General features: G+C 67.3%; 15 protein-coding genes. 13 read left to right on the forward strand and 2 right to left on the reverse strand.

Annotated features, from left to right (window positions below; genetic code table 11):
* The first annotated feature begins 3 nt into the window (after positions 1 to 3).
* The 6 genes from C5F44_RS05665 (at position 4) to C5F44_RS05690 (ending at position 4,799) form a co-directional block, all read left to right on the forward strand.
* Positions 4 to 1,380: a ribulose-bisphosphate carboxylase gene (locus C5F44_RS05665; protein WP_107672544.1), complete on the forward strand. Its 1,377-nt coding sequence runs from the start codon at positions 4 to 6 to the stop codon at positions 1,378 to 1,380.
* A gap of 54 nt (positions 1,381 to 1,434) precedes the next feature.
* On the forward strand, positions 1,435 to 2,118 hold the full coding sequence (gene rpe / locus C5F44_RS05670) for a ribulose-phosphate 3-epimerase (protein ID WP_107672545.1): 684 nt from the start codon (positions 1,435 to 1,437) through the stop codon (positions 2,116 to 2,118).
* A complete protein-coding gene (locus tag C5F44_RS05675) occupies positions 2,118 to 2,657 on the forward strand; it encodes a thioredoxin family protein (RefSeq protein WP_107672546.1) in 540 nt (179 codons plus the stop codon). The genes rpe and C5F44_RS05675 overlap by 1 nt, the downstream gene beginning before the upstream one ends.
* Complete coding sequence (locus C5F44_RS05680; RefSeq protein ID WP_107672547.1) at positions 2,654 to 3,310, forward strand: phosphoglycolate phosphatase; 657 nt, start codon at positions 2,654 to 2,656, stop codon at positions 3,308 to 3,310. Before C5F44_RS05675 ends, C5F44_RS05680 begins: the two co-directional genes overlap by 4 nt.
* Positions 3,301 to 3,975: an HAD family hydrolase gene (locus tag C5F44_RS05685; RefSeq protein WP_107672548.1), complete on the forward strand. Its 675-nt coding sequence runs from the start codon at positions 3,301 to 3,303 to the stop codon at positions 3,973 to 3,975. Before C5F44_RS05680 ends, C5F44_RS05685 begins: the two co-directional genes overlap by 10 nt.
* A 125-nt stretch (positions 3,976 to 4,100) precedes the next feature.
* The gene (locus C5F44_RS05690; protein WP_107672549.1) at positions 4,101 to 4,799 is read left to right on the forward strand and encodes a Crp/Fnr family transcriptional regulator; all 699 of its coding nucleotides are present in this window, start codon (positions 4,101 to 4,103) and stop codon (positions 4,797 to 4,799) included.
* 10 nt (positions 4,800 to 4,809) lie between these two features.
* Here the strand turns inward: C5F44_RS05690 and C5F44_RS05695 are convergent, their stop codons facing one another.
* Complete coding sequence (locus C5F44_RS05695; protein ID WP_107672550.1) at positions 4,810 to 5,496, reverse strand: NnrU family protein; 687 nt, start codon at positions 5,494 to 5,496, stop codon at positions 4,810 to 4,812.
* A 28-nt stretch (positions 5,497 to 5,524) separates the two neighbouring features.
* The gene (locus tag C5F44_RS05700) at positions 5,525 to 6,715 is read right to left on the reverse strand and encodes an NnrS family protein (protein WP_107672551.1); all 1,191 of its coding nucleotides are present in this window, start codon (positions 6,713 to 6,715) and stop codon (positions 5,525 to 5,527) included.
* Positions 6,716 to 6,927: 212 nt separating this feature from the next.
* Between C5F44_RS05700 and C5F44_RS05705 the strand changes: the two genes are divergently transcribed.
* The 7 genes from C5F44_RS05705 to C5F44_RS05735 are packed head-to-tail and all read left to right on the forward strand — an operon-like array spanning position 6,928 to position 15,131.
* Positions 6,928 to 7,416 carry a hypothetical protein gene (locus tag C5F44_RS05705; RefSeq protein ID WP_107672552.1) on the forward strand — a complete coding sequence of 163 codons (489 nt, stop codon included), beginning with the start codon at positions 6,928 to 6,930 and terminating at the stop codon, positions 7,414 to 7,416.
* Positions 7,413 to 9,614 (forward strand): NosR/NirI family protein, encoded by a 2,202-nt coding sequence (locus C5F44_RS05710; RefSeq protein ID WP_107672553.1) that lies wholly within the window; start codon positions 7,413 to 7,415, stop codon positions 9,612 to 9,614. Before C5F44_RS05705 ends, C5F44_RS05710 begins: the two co-directional genes overlap by 4 nt.
* Positions 9,615 to 9,616: 2 nt before the next feature.
* Positions 9,617 to 11,557, forward strand: coding sequence for a TAT-dependent nitrous-oxide reductase (gene nosZ / locus C5F44_RS05715; protein ID WP_181318195.1), 1,941 nt, complete (start codon positions 9,617 to 9,619; stop codon positions 11,555 to 11,557).
* A gap of 2 nt (positions 11,558 to 11,559) precedes the next feature.
* Positions 11,560 to 12,891 carry a nitrous oxide reductase family maturation protein NosD gene (locus C5F44_RS05720; RefSeq protein WP_107672555.1) on the forward strand — a complete coding sequence of 444 codons (1,332 nt, stop codon included), beginning with the start codon at positions 11,560 to 11,562 and terminating at the stop codon, positions 12,889 to 12,891.
* Positions 12,857 to 13,753, forward strand: coding sequence for an ABC transporter ATP-binding protein (locus C5F44_RS05725; protein WP_107672694.1), 897 nt, complete (start codon positions 12,857 to 12,859; stop codon positions 13,751 to 13,753). Before C5F44_RS05720 ends, C5F44_RS05725 begins: the two co-directional genes overlap by 35 nt.
* The gene (locus C5F44_RS05730; protein ID WP_107672556.1) at positions 13,750 to 14,571 is read left to right on the forward strand and encodes an ABC transporter permease; all 822 of its coding nucleotides are present in this window, start codon (positions 13,750 to 13,752) and stop codon (positions 14,569 to 14,571) included. Before C5F44_RS05725 ends, C5F44_RS05730 begins: the two co-directional genes overlap by 4 nt.
* Positions 14,568 to 15,131: a nitrous oxide reductase accessory protein NosL gene (locus C5F44_RS05735; RefSeq protein ID WP_107672557.1), complete on the forward strand. Its 564-nt coding sequence runs from the start codon at positions 14,568 to 14,570 to the stop codon at positions 15,129 to 15,131. The genes C5F44_RS05730 and C5F44_RS05735 overlap by 4 nt, the downstream gene beginning before the upstream one ends.
* Positions 15,132 to 15,133: the final 2 nt, after the last annotated feature.

The raw sequence follows: 15,133 nt of genomic DNA on the forward strand, positions 1-15,133 counted from the left end.
ACCATGGACCAATCAAACCGCTACGCCCGGCTCGACCTCAAGGAAGCCGATCTCATCGCCGGGGGCCGCCATGTGCTGTGCGCCTATGTGATGAAACCCAAGGCGGGCTACGGCTACCTTGAAACCGCCGCCCATTTCGCGGCCGAAAGCAGCACCGGCACCAACGTCGAGGTGTCGACCACCGACGATTTCACCCGCGGCGTCGATGCGCTGGTCTACGAGATCGACCCCGCGAAGGAGATCATGAAGATCGCCTATCCGGTTGAACTGTTCGACCGCAACATCATCGACGGCCGGGCGATGCTGTGTTCGTTCCTGACCCTGACCATCGGCAACAACCAGGGCATGGGCGATGTCGAATACGCCAAGATGCACGACTTCTGGGTTCCGCCCTGCTACCTGCGCCTGTTCGACGGCCCGTCGATGAACATCGCCGACATGTGGCGCGTTCTGGGCCGCGATGTGCGCGATGGCGGCATGGTGGTGGGCACCATCATCAAGCCGAAACTGGGCCTGCGTCCGAAACCCTTTGCGGACGCCTGCTATGAATTCTGGCTGGGCGGCGACTTCATCAAGAACGATGAACCGCAGGGCAACCAGACCTTCGCGCCGCTGAAGGAAACCATCCGCCTGGTTGCCGATGCGATGAAGCGCGCGCAGGACGAAACCGGCGAGGCCAAGCTCTTTTCGGCCAACATCACCGCCGATGACCATTACGAAATGGTCGCCCGGGGCGAATACATCCTGGAAACCTTCGGCGAAAACGCCGATCACGTCGCCTTCCTGGTCGATGGCTATGTCACCGGCCCGGCTGCCATCACCACCGCGCGGCGGCAGTTCCCGCACCAGTTCCTGCACTACCACCGGGCCGGCCACGGCGCCGTGACCAGCCCGCAGTCAATGCGCGGCTACACCGCCTTCGTGCTGTCCAAGATGTCGCGCCTGCAAGGGGCCAGCGGCATCCACACCGGCACCATGGGCTATGGCAAGATGGAGGGCGACGCGTCGGACAAGATCATGGCCTACATGCTGACCGACGATGCCGCCCAAGGCCCGTTCTACCATCAGGACTGGCTGGGCATGAAACCCACCACGCCCATCATCTCGGGCGGGATGAACGCGCTGCGCCTGCCCGGGTTCTTTGACAACCTCGGCCATTCCAACGTGATCCAGACCTCTGGCGGCGGCGCCTTCGGCCATGTCGACGGCGGCACCGCCGGGGCGAAATCGCTGCGCCAAAGCTGTGACGCCTGGAAGGCAGGGGTGGATCTGGTCACCTATGCCAAGGATCACCGCGAACTTGCCCGCGCCTTCGAAAGCTTCCAAAGCGATGCGGACAAGCTGTATCCCGGCTGGCGCGAAAAGCTGGGCGTCGCGTAAGCGGCCTGATACACGGGCGGGGGACACCCCGCCCCCCTTCCTCTGGAGACCGACATGACCTTCGACCGCCGCATCAAGATTGCCCCGTCCATCCTCTCGGCCGATTTCGCCGATTTTGGCCGCGAGATCCGCGCGATCGAGGATCAGGGCGCCGACTGGGTGCATGTTGATGTGATGGACGGCCATTTCGTGCCGAACCTCACCTTCGGGCCGCCCGCCGTGGCCGCCTTCCGCAAGCATGTGAAAACGGTGATGGACGTGCATCTGATGATCGCGCCCGTCGATCCCTATATCGACGCCTATGCCAAGGCCGGCGCCGACATCCTGACCGCCCATATCGAGGCCGGGCCGCATATCCACCGCACGCTGCAGGCCATTCGCGGCGCGGGCATGAAGGCGGGCGTGGCGCTGAACCCCGGCACCCCGGCCGATGCGGTGGAACACCTGCTGGACCTGACCGATCTGGTCTGCGTGATGACGGTGAACCCCGGCTTCGGCGGGCAGAAATACATTGACATGACGGCCAAGGTCCGGCGCTTGCGCGCCATGATCGGGGATCGCCCGGTGCATATCGAGATCGACGGCGGCATGGACCCGACCACCGCGCCGCTGATGGCGGCGGCCGGGGCCGATGTGCTGGTCGCCGGCTCGGCCGTGTTCAAGGGCGGCTCGGTTGCCGCGCCCGAAGTCTATGGCGCCAACATCCGCGCCATCCGCGCCGCCGCCGAGGCCGCCTGATGGCGACCGCCGCGCCGGTCTGCGATTTCGGCTGGAAGGCGCCGGGCTTCACCCTGCCCGGCACCGACGGCAAGCTGTGGACGCTGCATGATGTGGCGGGGCCGAAGGGCACCCTGATCGTCTTCATGTGCAACCACTGCCCCTATGTGAAGGCCATCCTTGACCGGCTGGTCCGCGATGCGAACGACCTGCGCGCCTTCGGCATCGGCGTGGCGGCGATCAACGCCAATGATGCCGCCGCCTATCCCGATGACAGTTTCGACGAGATGAAGAAACTGGCGCTGCCCTTCCCCTATCTGCATGACGAAACGCAGGCGGTGGCCCGTGCCTGGGGCGCGGCCTGCACGCCGGATTTCTTTGGCCTGAATGCCGCCGGAAAACTGCACTATCGCGGCCGGCTGGATTCCAGCGGCAAGACCGCCGCCCCCGACGCCCGTCGCGAGCTGTATGAGGCGATGGTGCAGATCGCCCATACCGGCCGTGGCCCCGACCATCAGGTCGCCGCCATGGGCTGTTCGATCAAGTGGAAACCGGAATGACGGCGCTGATCTTCGATCTGGACGGCACGCTGATCGACAGCGCCCCGGCCATTCACACCGTGTCCAATGCCGTGCTGACGGCGCGCGGCTATCCGGCGCTGGACATGGCCACGGTGCGCAGCTTCGTCGGCAAGGGGGCGCCGCATCTGGTGCGCTGCCTGTTGCAGAACGCCGGCGAAAACCCCGACGGCCCGCTGTTCGATCCGCTCTATGCCGATCTTGTCACCCGCTATGAGACCGAGGTTGAGGGCAACACCCTCTATCCCGGCGTGGTCGAGGCGCTTGATGCCCTGGCCGCCATGGGCTGCGCGATGGCCGTCGCCACCAACAAGCCCGAACGCCCGGCACTGGCCGCCATCCGCCATGTCGGGCTTGAACGGTTCTTCCCGGTCATCCTGGGCGGCGACAGCCTGCCCACCCGCAAGCCCGACCCCGGCATGGTGCACGCCGCGCAGGCCCGCCTTGGCCGCGACCGCGCGCTGTATGTGGGCGACAGCGAGGTGGATGCCGAAACCGCCGTGAACGCCGGGCTGCCGTTCCTTCTTTACACCGAAGGCTATCGCAAGACCCCGGTGGAAAAGATGCCGCATCAGGCCGCCTTCAGCGATTTCAGCCGCCTGCCCGCGCTGGTGAAAGGCTGGTCATGGCCCTGAAGGCGCTGATCTTCGATGTGGACGGCACGCTGGCCGAAACCGAAGAGGCGCACCGCCAGGCCTTCAACGCCACCTTTGCCGCGCATGGTCTGGACTGGTGCTGGAGCGTGGCCGACTACACCCGCCTTCTGAAAGTGACGGGCGGCAAGGAACGCATGGCCGCGCATCGGGCGGCTGTCGGTCATGGCCCCGACGATGCCACCATCGCCGCGATGCACAAGGAAAAGACCGCCGCCTATGCCGCCATTCTGGCGCGGGGCGGCCTGCAGCCCCGCCCCGGCGTGCTGCGGCTGGTTGAACAGGCGCGCGCGGCCGGGCTGCGGCTGGCCATCGCCACCACCACCAGCCCCGGCAATGTCGAGGCGCTGTCCGCCTGTCTTTGGGGCAAGCCGGCGGATCAGGTTTTCGACGTGATCGCCGCCGGTGACATGGTGCAGGCCAAGAAGCCCGCGCCCGATGTCTATCTGCTGGCGCTGGAGCGCCTTGGCCTGCCGCCCGGTCAGGCGCTGGCCTTTGAAGACACGCTGAACGGCATCCGCGCGGCGCAGGGGGCCGGGCTGAAGGTCGTGGCCACGCCCTCGCTCTACTCGGCCGACGAAGACCACGCCGCCGCCGACCTGTGCCTGCCGGATCTGTCCGGGTTTGCCCTGTCCGACGCGCCCTGACCGGCCGCGTGTCGGCCCGGAAGTCACATCCCGTATGCTGAATATAACCTCCGCCGGTCCTTGCCCGGTGGCCTTGCCCCGCGCAGGCGGCTAGACTTCCGCGCGATCTGCCAGCGTGGGACAAGATGAAAACCGAACATGCCGCCATTGCCCGCAGCTCTCTGCTGCTTGCCTCGGCCCCCGAAGCGGTTGCGCAGGCGGTGCTGGAACAGGCCCGTGTCCGCACCTATCCGCGCGGTGGCACCATCTTTCTTCAGGGCGAACAGGCCAAGGCGATCTACATCGTCGCCGAAGGCTGGGTGAAACTTTACCGCATCGCCCCGAACGGTGCCGAAGCGGTGGTCGGCGTGTTCACCCGCGGCGCCTCGTTCGGCGAAGCGGTGGCCTTCCGCAGCGATACCTACCCGGTCGCGGCCGAAGCTGTCACCGATTGCGCGCTGATCCGCATCGACGCCGACAGCATCCTGCGCCAGATCCGCAGCAACCCCGAGGTGGCGATCTCGATCCTGTCGGCCACCTTCGTGCATCTGCACAGCCTTGTGACGCAGGTCGAACAGCTCAAGGCGCAGACCGGCGCGCAGCGCGTGGCCGAATTCCTGCTGGAACTGGCCGATTGCCCCTCTGGCCCCTGCACGGTGGCGCTGCCCTATGACAAGGTGCTGATCGCCGGCCGTCTGGGGATGAAGCCCGAAAGCCTCAGCCGTGCCTTTGCCAGGCTCAAGGATCAGGGCGTGACCATCCGTCAGAACATGGCCCTGGTCGAGGATGTCGCGCTGCTGCGCACCTATGCCGAGGAAGACCCGGCCACCGCCTGGACCCGCTGACCCGGCCCGGTCAGGGCAGGGGCGACAGGCCAATCACCGGCATATGCAGGTGCAACAGCCCCGCCCAGACCAGCACGGTCCCCGCCAGCCGCAGCGGTGACGGTCCGCCGCACGGGCGCCAGCGGCCGGTTGCCAGCGCGGCAAACGGCACCAGCCCGGTCTGCGCCGTCAGCCGCCGCCAGTCGGCCTCCGCCATGCTGCGCCGCCGCCGCCGTTCCACCACCGGCATCCCGGCCAGCGCCAGAACCAGGAACGGCCCGAACAGCAGCACATGCGCCAGATCGCCGTTCGGCAGCAGATGCGCCCCGGCCCACAGCGCCAGCGCCCACAGCAGCGGCTGGCGCGTCAGGCCGGCAATGCCGGGGCGGGCGGGGTCGAACCCCGTGGCGCGGCCTTCAAAGGCAAAGGGATTGGGCGCCCCGATCCCGAACACCGCCAGCGCAATGGCGGCAGGCATCATCAGGTTGACCGCCCAGCGGTGCCAGAGCTGCTGATCCCACAGCGGCACGAACGGCGCCCGCGCCGCCACCGCGATCAGCCACCCCAGCAACAGCAGCGACACGGCCGAGAACACCACCGCATAGCCGCGCGCGCCCAGCAGCGCCAGCAGCCGCCCCTTCACCCCCAGCGCCGCCGGAATCCGGTGCGACAGCAGGAAAAGCCCCATCGCCAGCGCAAATTCGATCCAGATGGTCATCGGGCAGGGCCTTTCCTTCGGGCCGGGGTCAGTCTGCCGCCGCACGCGGCAGGCGCGGCGCCCACCACACCGGCCACAGCCGCAGCACGAACAGCGCAAAGGCGGCCATCCACAGCCCGCCCGCCAGCAGCAGCGCCGGATCATGCGCCTCGGGCCAAGCCGACCCCAGATAGCGCAGCAGCGCGGCCAGCGGCAACAGCGCATAGGCCAGCGCCACGGCACGCGGCGCCACCAGCGGCCGCCCGGTATGGCCAAGGCTGGCCCGCGACATGATCGCCAGCGTCATGCCCCCCACGCCGCCGATGCCCAGCAGATGCAGCGCCGCGATCTCGGACCCGAAGCCCAGACCGGCCAGCCCCAGCATCGCGAACCCCGCCGCATTCGCGGCATAGGACAGGTGCAGCACCCACAGAATCGGCTTGTCCCATGTCCAGCCGCTGCGCCACAGCGCCACCCGCGCCAGGCCCGCCAGCCCGGCCACCACCGCCAGCCCGCCCAGCACCGGCTCGGGCAGTCCGGCCAGATACCCCGCCGCCACCCCGACCGAGGCGGCAATCGACACCGCCGCCAGCGGCGCGGGGTTGCGCGGCAGGCGGCTGTCGCGCCCGGTGGCCACCATGGCGTTGCGGGTAAAGCCCGGCGTCACCCGCCCGCCCAGCACCATGATCATGGCGCCCAGCGTCAGCAATCCGCCGCGCAGACCCGCCCAAAGCGTGCCGGTCAGCCCCATCCATTCCAGATGTGTCAGCAGGTTCGCGGTCCAGAACAGCGCCAGCAAGGCCAGCAGGATCATCTGCTGCGCCTTGGGCTTGCGGATCAGTTGCTCCAGCAGTTGCCCCGCCAGAACCGGCGCAAAGGCCAGATCGGTCAGCGCCACCACGCCGGGCGGCAGCCCGCCGGAAAACCACAGGGCCAGCCGCCCGGCCAGCCACAGCGCCGCCACCAGCGCGATGAATCGGTGCGGGGCGCCCTTCGCCCCCGTCCAGTTGGGAACGGCGGTCAGGAAGAACCCCGCCAGCGCCGCGCCGCCAAAGCCGAAGATCATCTCATGCGCGTGCCAGTGCTGCGGCATGGCGGCCGCCGGAAACCCGGCCTCCTGCCCCAGCGCCTGTGCCGCGATCCAGTGTTCCCACAGCGCCATGGCCAGCACCGCGAACAGGCCCGCCGCCAGAAAGAAGATGCGGAACCCTTCCGAGAAAAGGCGTTTCAGGGCGGTCATTCCGGGTCTCCTTGCAGGAACTGCCATCGCGGCGCAGGGGCCGCTGGCGATCCTGGCGCCCGGGCGCGGCCACCGGCCTTAACAAAAGTCAAATCCTTTCAGGCCTTTCTGTCGCGGCCCCCCTCCCGACAGGGCCGAAAAGCGGGAAAATACGCAAGTCAGAGTTGACTTTTGTCAAGTCGCAACCCCTTTCGGTGGTGTAGTCAGGACCAATGTCGTCGGTCCTTCGCCCCTTCCTTTGCCTTGTCGCCGTTCTGGCGGTCGCGCTTTATGGCGCGGCGGCGGGGGCGGCGGTTGCGCGCGGCCCGGTGACCGAGATGGTCATCTGCGCCGATGGCGGGACCACAACGATCCTTCTCGATGCGGCCGGAAATCCCGTGGAAAAGGGCAACTGCTGCGATTGCCTGAAATGCCTGCCGCTTGCGGCGGGCCTGTCTGGCCGCAAGCCGCCCCTTCCCGCGCCGTTCGGCCGCTTCCTGATGCTTCAGCCGCAGGCCGTGGCGGAACTGCCCGGCCCCTTGCCCCATGCCCGGCCCCTGCCACGCGGCCCCCCGATGGCGCGGTCCACGGAAACGCCCGCGCCGGTTCGGCGCGCCCTGCGTCCGTTGGCCGGATCTGTCGTCGTATCCCTTGAGTTTGGTCAAGAGATCCGAAGCCAGAACAGGCCAGGGTCCGGGCAACCAGATGAGGTTGCCCGATGACCCTGCTTTCCCGCCTGATCCTGCTTGTCCTGCTGCTGCTGCCGCTTCCGGCCGCCGCCGCCCCGGTTCTGGCCGGCTTTCTGGACAAGGTGCCCGCCGCGACGCTTGTTCCCGGCGCCGATGCCTATGGCCCCCTGCGCGACGACCTGCCGGTCGTGCCCGTGCTGAAGGGCGGCGAAACCCTTGGCTGGGCCTTCGTCACCTCGGATTTCGTGGGGACCACCGGCTATTCCGGCAAACCCATCCACACGATGGTGGCCCTGGATGCCCAGGCCCGCATCATCGGGCTGGATCTGGTCAAGCATTCTGAACCCATCGTCCTGATCGGCATCCCCGAGGCCAGGATCAAGGCGCTGGTCCAGGGCTACATCGGCCTTGATCTGGTGGCCGAGGCCCGGTCCGGCGGCACCAGCCACGACATGGACATCATCTCGGGTGCCACCGTCTCGGTGATGGTGATCGACGATTCCATCGTGCGCTCGGGGCTCAAGGTGGCCCGCACCCTGGGCCTTGGCGGCCTTGCGCCGGAAACCAGGCCCGCCGGCCCCGGGGTCGAGATCGACCCGGACGCCACCGCCGGCCCCGGCTGGATGACGATGGAAGGCGATGGCACCCTGCGGCGGCTGTCGCTGGACGTGGGCCAGTTGAACGCGGCCTTCGCCACGATGGAAGACCCGCGCGCCGCCGCCCGTGCCCTGACGGAACCCGCCGATACAACCTTCATCGACATGCAGGCGGCGCTGGTGTCCGTGCCGGGCATCGGCCGCGCCCTTCTTGGCGAACAGGAATTCACAAACCTGCAATCCTGGCTTGGCACGGGCGAACAGGCGCTGCTGCTGGTCGGGCGTGGTCTCTACAGTTTCAAGGGTTCGGGCTATGTGCGCGGCGGCATCTTCGACCGGATCGTCCTGATCCAGGATGACGTGTCGGTCCGTTTCCGCGACCGGATGCACCGCCGCGTGGTCAGCCTTGCCGCCAGCGGGGCGCCCGAATTCCCCGAGATGGACCTGTTCAGGATTCCCGCCGACAGCGGATTCGATCCGACCCGGCCGTTCCGCATCCAGCTTCTGGTGCAGCGCGAGGTGGGGCCGATCGAAAAGGTCTTCACCACCTTCGATCTGGGCTACCAGGTGCCGCCCCGCTTCCTGCGCGCGGTCGCCCCGCCGCCGGCCGCCGAACCCTCGGCCGCCGAACAGGTTGCCGCGCAGGATGAAGTCAGCGCCCAGGCCCAGTTGTGGAAAAAGATCTGGGCCGGATCGAAGCCCGAAATCGCCGGCCTGGCCGCGATGCTTGTGGTGCTGACGGGCGTGTTCTTCTTCCAGGGCTTCGCCACCCGCAACGCCCGCGCCTATTTCTGGTTCCGCATGGGCTTCCTGACCGTGACCCTGGTCTTCCTGGGCTTCTACGCCAATGCGCAGCTTTCCGTCGTCAACCTGATGGCGCTGTTCGGGGCGCTGGTCACCGGCTTCAGTTGGCAGGCCTTCCTGCTGGACCCGCTGACCTTCATCCTGTGGTTCGCCGTTGCCGCCGCGCTGCTGTTCTGGGGGCGGGGCGCCTATTGCGGCTGGCTGTGCCCCTTCGGCGCCCTTCAGGAACTGACCAACCGCATCGCCCGCGCCCTGCATGTGCCGCAATGGACGCTGCCCTGGGGCCTGCACGAACGCCTCTGGCCGATCAAGTACATGATCTTCCTTGGCCTCTTCGGCGTCTCGCTGATGTCCATCGAACAGGCCGAACATCTGGCCGAGGTCGAACCCTTCAAGACCGCGATCATCCTGAAATTCGTCCGCGCCTGGCCCTTCGTGGCCTATGCCGCCGCGCTGCTCATCGCCGGTCTCTTCGTCGAACGGTTCTACTGCCGCTATCTCTGCCCGCTGGGCGCGGCGATGGCGATCCCGGCCCGGATGCGCATGTTCGACTGGCTCAAGCGGTACCGCGAATGCGGCAACCCCTGCCAGAGCTGCGCCAACCAATGCCCGGTTCAGGCCATTCACCCCACGGGGGAGATCAACCCGAACGAATGTGTGAACTGCCTGCACTGCCAGGTTCTGTACCAGTCCAGGACGATCTGTCCGGTCGTCATCAAGCGCGAAAAGCGGCGGTCCGCCGTCGAGGGCGCCGCCCCGGTTCTGGGGCCGCCCCCCGTCGGCCATCCCAATGCCGCCCGCCACATCCCGAAATCCGCAAGAGGAGTATGATCATGGAAACCGACCACAAGACAGGTCTCAGCCGCCGCGCCCTGCTGGGGGCAACGGCGGGCGGCGCCGCGCTTGCCGGCTCTGCCGGACGGCTGGCGCTGACCCCGGCCGCCCTTGGCCTGGGGGCCGCCGCCGTGGCCCTGCCCGGCGCCGCCCGCGCCGCGGGCTTCGAGGTGGCGCCCGGCCAGCTTGACGAATATTACGGCTTCTGGTCCTCGGGCCAGACGGGCGAGATGCGGATTCTCGGCATCCCCTCGATGCGGGAATTCATGCGCGTGCCGGTGTTCAACCGCTGCTCGGCCACCGGCTGGGGCCAGACCAATGAATCGATCCGCATCCACCAGCGGACGATGACCGAGAAGACGAAGAAGCTGCTTGAGGCCAACGGCAAGAAGATCCACGACAACGGCGATCTTCACCACGTCCACATGTCCTATACCGAGGGCAAGTATGACGGCCGCTTCCTGTTCATGAACGACAAGGCGAACACCCGCGTTGCGCGGGTCCGCTGCGACGTGATGAAATGCGATGCCATTCTGGAAATCCCCAACGCCAAGGGCATCCACGGGATGCGCCCGCAGAAATGGCCGCGCTCGAACTACGTCTTCTGCAACGGCGAGGACGAGGCGCCCCTGGTCAATGACGGCTCGACCATGAAGGACGTGTCCACCTATGTGAACATCTTCACCGCCGTCGATGCCGACAAGTGGGATGTCGCCTGGCAGGTCATGGTCTCGGGCAACCTCGACAACTGCGATGCCGATTACGAAGGCAAATGGGCCTTCTCCACCAGCTACAACTCGGAAATGGGCATGAACCTGGCGGATATGACCGCCTCGGAAATGGATCATGTGGTGGTGTTCAACATCGCCGAGATCGAAAAGGCCATCGCCGCCGGCCAGTATCAGGAACTGAACGGCGTCAAGGTGCTGGACGGCCGGAAAGAGGCGAACAGCCTGTTCACCCGCTACATCCCCATCGCCAACAACCCGCATGGCTGCAACATGGCGCCCGACAAGCGCCACCTGTGCATCGGCGGCAAGCTGTCGCCCACCGTCACGGTGATTGATGTCACCCTGCTGGACGACGTGTTCTACAAGAACGCCGATCCGCGCAGCACCGTGGTGGCAGAGCCCGAGGTCGGCCTTGGCCCGCTGCACAACGCCTTTGACGGCAAGGGCAACGTCTTCACCTCGCTCTTCCTCGACAGCCAGGTGGTGAAATGGAACATCGACAAGGCCATCGCCGCCTACAAGGGCGAGCAGGTCGATCCGATCCTCGACAAGGTCGATGTGCAGTATCAGCCCGGCCACCTGAAAACCTCGATGGGCGAAACGCTTGAGGCAGACGGGAAATGGCTGGTCTGCCTGTGCAAGTTCTCGAAGGACCGCTTCCTGAACGTCGGCCCGCTGAAACCCGAAAACGACCAGTTGATCGACATTTCGGGCGACAAGATGGTGGTCATCCACGATGGCCCGAACTTCGCCGAACCGCATGATGCCATCGCAGTTCATGCCTCGAAGATGACCAACATCAAGTCCGTCTGGGACCGGCAAGACCCGATGTGGGCCGAGACCCGCAAACAGGCCGAGGCCGACGGCGTGAACCTGGACGACTGGCAAGACACCGTGATCCGCGACGGCAACAAGGTGCGGGTCTACATGTCCAGCCAGGCGCCGCAATTCGCGCTTGAGGAATTCACGGTCAAGGAAGGCGACGAGGTGACGGTGATCGTCACCAACCTCGACGACATCGACGACCTGACCCACGGCTTCACCATGGGCAACCATGGCGTCGCCATGGAAATCGGGCCGCAGCAAACCTCGTCCGTGACCTTCGTCGCCGGGGCGGCGGGCGTTTACTGGTATTACTGCCAGTGGTTCTGCCATGCGCTGCACATGGAAATGCGCGGCCGGATGTTCGTGGAACCGAAGGACGCCTGATCATGCTGCTGCGCGTCCTGATCCTTGCGCTGGTCTGCCTTGGCGCGCCCCTTCGGGCGGCCGAGGTCGCGGTCAGCCCCGGTGCGGGCGCGCTGGCCCGGGCCATCGCCGGGGCGTCCCCCGGCGATGTGCTGCTGCTGCAGGACGGGGCCTATCCGGGCCCCGTCACCATCGACCGCCCGCTTACGCTGCGCGGCCCCCGCGCGGCGGTGGTTGACGGGCAGGGGCAGGGCACGGTCATCACCATCACCGCCGCCGATGTGGTGCTTGACGGCTTTGCCGTCACCGGATCGGGCCGGCGCAACCAGGATCTCGACGCCGGAATCAAGATCGTCCGCGGTGCCGACCGGGCCGTGATCCGCAACCTGCTTCTGGTCGGCAACATGCACGGCATCGACCTGCATGGCGGCCGCGATGCGCTGGTCCGCGGAAACCGCATCGAAGGCCTGCAATCCGACCGCATGAACGAACGCGGCAACGGCATCTATGTCTGGAACAGCCCCGGCGCCGTGGTGGAAGGCAATTCGGTCCGCTGGGGCCGGGACGGCATCTTCGCCAACGCCTCGCGCAAGGACATCTTCCGCAACAACACCTTCCAGGATCTGCGCTTCGCCATCCACTACATGTACACGCATGACAGCACGGTTTCGGGGAATGTCTCTATCGGCAATCACCTGGGCTTCGCCATCATGTTCTCCGACCGCGTGGTGGTGAAGGACAACCTCTCGCTGGGCGACCGCGAACACGGGCTGATGCTGAACTTCGCCAACGGCGCCGATGTCGCCGGTAATCTGGTCCGGGGCGGCACGAAGAAATGCCTGTTCATCTACAACGCCCACAAGAACCTGATCTTCGGCAACCGCTTCGAAGGCTGCGGCATCGGCATCCACTTCACCGCCGGGTCGGAACGCAACGTGCTGACCGGCAACGCCTTCATCGGCAATCAGGAACAGGTGAAATATGTCGGCACCCGCAGCATCGAATGGAGCTTCGAGGGGCGCGGCAACTTCTGGTCCGATCACCCGGCCTTCGACCTGAACGGCGACGGCATCGCCGATGGCGTGTTCCGCCCCAATGACCTGATGGATCACATCCTCTGGTCGCAGCCCGCCGCCGCCCTGCTGATCGGGGCGCCGTCGGTGCAACTGATCCGCTGGTCGCAATCCAGCTTCCCGGCCACGCTGCCCGGCGGCGTGCTGGACAGCCACCCCCTGATGACCCCGCTGGTCATTCCCGTTCCCGATGACATCGCCGCGCAAGAGGCGCTTGTCGCCGGTCGCTGGGCGAAAGGCACATATGATGACACCGACCTTGACGATCTCGGCACTCACTAGGCGCTTTGCCGGCGTGGCCGCGCTGACGGACGTGACCTTCTCGGTCGCGCCGGGCGAACGGGTGGCGCTGCTGGGCCACAACGGCGCGGGCAAATCGACGATGATGAAGATCATCCTTGGCCTGATCCCCGCCACCACCGGCCAGCTTTCGGTCTGCGGTACCACGCCCGGCAGCCCCGAGGCGCGGCGGCAGGTGGCCTATCTGCCGGAAAACGTGGCCTTTCACCCGGCGCTGACCGGGCTGGAGCAGATCCGCCATTACCTGGCGCTCCGCGGCCAGCCGCCGGGCGGCGCGATGGCGCTGCTGGAACAGGTCGGCCTTGCCCCGGCCGCGCACCGCCGCATCGGCACCTATTCCAAGGGGATGCGGCAGCGCGTCGGTCTGGCGCAGGCGCTGATCGGGGCGCCCCGGCTTCTGGTGCTGGACGAACCGACCAGCGGGCTTGATCCGGTCTCGCGCCGCGATTTCTACACCCTGCTGGACGGGCTGGCGGCGCAAGGCGCCTCGATCCTGCTGTCCAGCCACGCCCTGACCGAGGTCGAGGCCCGCACCGACCGGATTCTGATCCTGTCAAAGGGCCGTCTGGTGGCCGAGGGCAGCCTGCCCGACCTGCGCCGCCGGGCCGCCTTGCCCGTGGCCATCACCATCGTGCCGCGCGACGCCGACGATCCCGCGCTGCGCCAGGCCCTGCCCGAGGCCACGCCCGCCGGCGGCGCCCTCCATCTGACCTGTGGCCAGGCCGACAAGCTGGCCGTTCTGGCCCGCATCACCCGCCTTGGCGACCGCATCCGCGACATCGAGGTGCAGCCGCCCAGCCTGGAAGACATCTACAGCCACTTCAGCCAGAGGGACGGACAATGAACCGCATCCTTGCCACCGCCCTGTGTGAATTCCGCATCGCGCTGCGCAACCGCTGGGTGGCCATCGCGGTTGTGCTGATGGCGCTGTTCGCGCTGGTCCTTTCGGCCGCCGGATCGGCCCCCACCGGCGGGCTGGGCGTTGACCGTCTGTCGGTCATCGTCGCCTCGCTCACCTCGCTGGCGGTCTATCTGGTGCCGCTGCTGGCCCTGCTGATGAGCTTCGACGCCATCGCCGGCGAGGTTGAGCGGGGTACGCTGCCGCTTCTGCTGACCTATCCCGTGGCACGCTGGCAGGTTCTGCTGGGCAAGATGGCGGCCCATCTGGCCGTTCTGACGCTGGCCGTCGTCACCGGCTATGGCCTTGCCGCCGGTGCTGCCCTTCTGGCCGATCCTTCGGCCAAGGCCGGGCTGCCCGCGCTGGTCCGGCTGATGTGGTCCTCGGTCGTGCTGGGGGCCACCTTCCTGGGGGCGGGCTATGCCCTGTCGTCGCTGGCCCGCCGTCCCTCGGGGGCGGCCGGGCTGGCTGTGGGCCTGTGGCTGGCGCTGGTGGTGCTGTATGACCTTGGCCTTCTGGCCGCCATCGTGGCCGACAACGGCGGCTGGTTCACCACCCACGCCTTCTCGGTGGCGCTGCTGGCCAACCCGGCCGATGCCTTCCGCCTGTTCAACCTGGCCGCTTCCGGGGCCACCGCCGCCGCCTCTGGCGTGGGGGGCGCCGCGGCGACCATTCCGCTGTGGCAGGCGCTGGCCTCGCTGCTTCTCTGGCCGCTTGCCGCGCTGGCGCTGGCCACGCTGGCCTTCCGAAAGGTCACGCCATGAAACACCGCCTTGCCCTCGCCCTGATCCTGCTCATGGCCGCCTGCCGGGACGAAACGGTGCAATCCACCGCCGCCGTCGCCCTGACACCCGATGCCGTGGGTCATTTCTGCCAGATGAACCTGCTGGAACACCCCGGCCCCAAGGGGCAGGTGCATCTGGAAGGCCTGCCCGGCACGCCGCTGTTCTTCAGCCAGGTCCGCGATACCATCGCCTATGCCCGCCTGCCCGAACAAAGCCACCCGATCCTGGCGATCTGGGTCAATGACATGGGCGCCCCCGGCGCCACCTGGGATGATCCCGGCGCCACCAATTGGATCGACGCCCGCCGTGCACATTACGTTGTGGGGGCCGCCGTCGAAGGCGGCATGGGCGCGCCCGAGATCGTGCCCTTCGCAGACCCCGCCGCCGCGCTGGCCTTTGCCGCCGAACATGGCGGCGCGGTCATGGATCTGGCGCAGATCCCCGATGCCCTGGTGATCCCGCCCGACACGGCCGAAACGGGCGACGATGCCGATTACGCCCGCCGCCTGCGCGCCCTGTCGAACCAGCCCGAAGGATAAGA

The sequence above is a fragment of the Fuscovulum blasticum DSM 2131 genome, assembly GCF_003034965.1.
In the GTDB taxonomy this organism is placed as follows: Bacteria; Pseudomonadota; Alphaproteobacteria; order Rhodobacterales; family Rhodobacteraceae; genus Pseudogemmobacter; species Pseudogemmobacter blasticus.

Bases quoted from the DNA above. Each gene is read 5' to 3' on its own strand.
- C5F44_RS05665 (WP_107672544.1), top strand. From the start codon at position 4: ATGGACCAATCAAACCGCTACGCCCGGCTCGACCTCAAGGAAGCCGAT.
- rpe (WP_107672545.1), top strand. From the start codon at position 1,435: ATGACCTTCGACCGCCGCATCAAGATTGCCCCGTCCATCCTCTCGGCC.
- C5F44_RS05675 (WP_107672546.1), top strand. From the start codon at position 2,118: ATGGCGACCGCCGCGCCGGTCTGCGATTTCGGCTGGAAGGCGCCGGGC.
- C5F44_RS05680 (WP_107672547.1), top strand. From the start codon at position 2,654: ATGACGGCGCTGATCTTCGATCTGGACGGCACGCTGATCGACAGCGCC.
- C5F44_RS05685 (WP_107672548.1), top strand. From the start codon at position 3,301: ATGGCCCTGAAGGCGCTGATCTTCGATGTGGACGGCACGCTGGCCGAA.
- C5F44_RS05690 (WP_107672549.1), top strand. From the start codon at position 4,101: ATGAAAACCGAACATGCCGCCATTGCCCGCAGCTCTCTGCTGCTTGCC.
- C5F44_RS05695 (WP_107672550.1), bottom strand. From the start codon at position 5,496: ATGACCATCTGGATCGAATTTGCGCTGGCGATGGGGCTTTTCCTGCTG.
- C5F44_RS05700 (WP_107672551.1), bottom strand. From the start codon at position 6,715: ATGACCGCCCTGAAACGCCTTTTCTCGGAAGGGTTCCGCATCTTCTTT.
- C5F44_RS05705 (WP_107672552.1), top strand. From the start codon at position 6,928: ATGTCGTCGGTCCTTCGCCCCTTCCTTTGCCTTGTCGCCGTTCTGGCG.
- C5F44_RS05710 (WP_107672553.1), top strand. From the start codon at position 7,413: ATGACCCTGCTTTCCCGCCTGATCCTGCTTGTCCTGCTGCTGCTGCCG.
- nosZ (WP_181318195.1), top strand. From the start codon at position 9,617: ATGGAAACCGACCACAAGACAGGTCTCAGCCGCCGCGCCCTGCTGGGG.
- C5F44_RS05720 (WP_107672555.1), top strand. From the start codon at position 11,560: ATGCTGCTGCGCGTCCTGATCCTTGCGCTGGTCTGCCTTGGCGCGCCC.
- C5F44_RS05725 (WP_107672694.1), top strand. From the start codon at position 12,857: ATGACACCGACCTTGACGATCTCGGCACTCACTAGGCGCTTTGCCGGC.
- C5F44_RS05730 (WP_107672556.1), top strand. From the start codon at position 13,750: ATGAACCGCATCCTTGCCACCGCCCTGTGTGAATTCCGCATCGCGCTG.
- C5F44_RS05735 (WP_107672557.1), top strand. From the start codon at position 14,568: ATGAAACACCGCCTTGCCCTCGCCCTGATCCTGCTCATGGCCGCCTGC.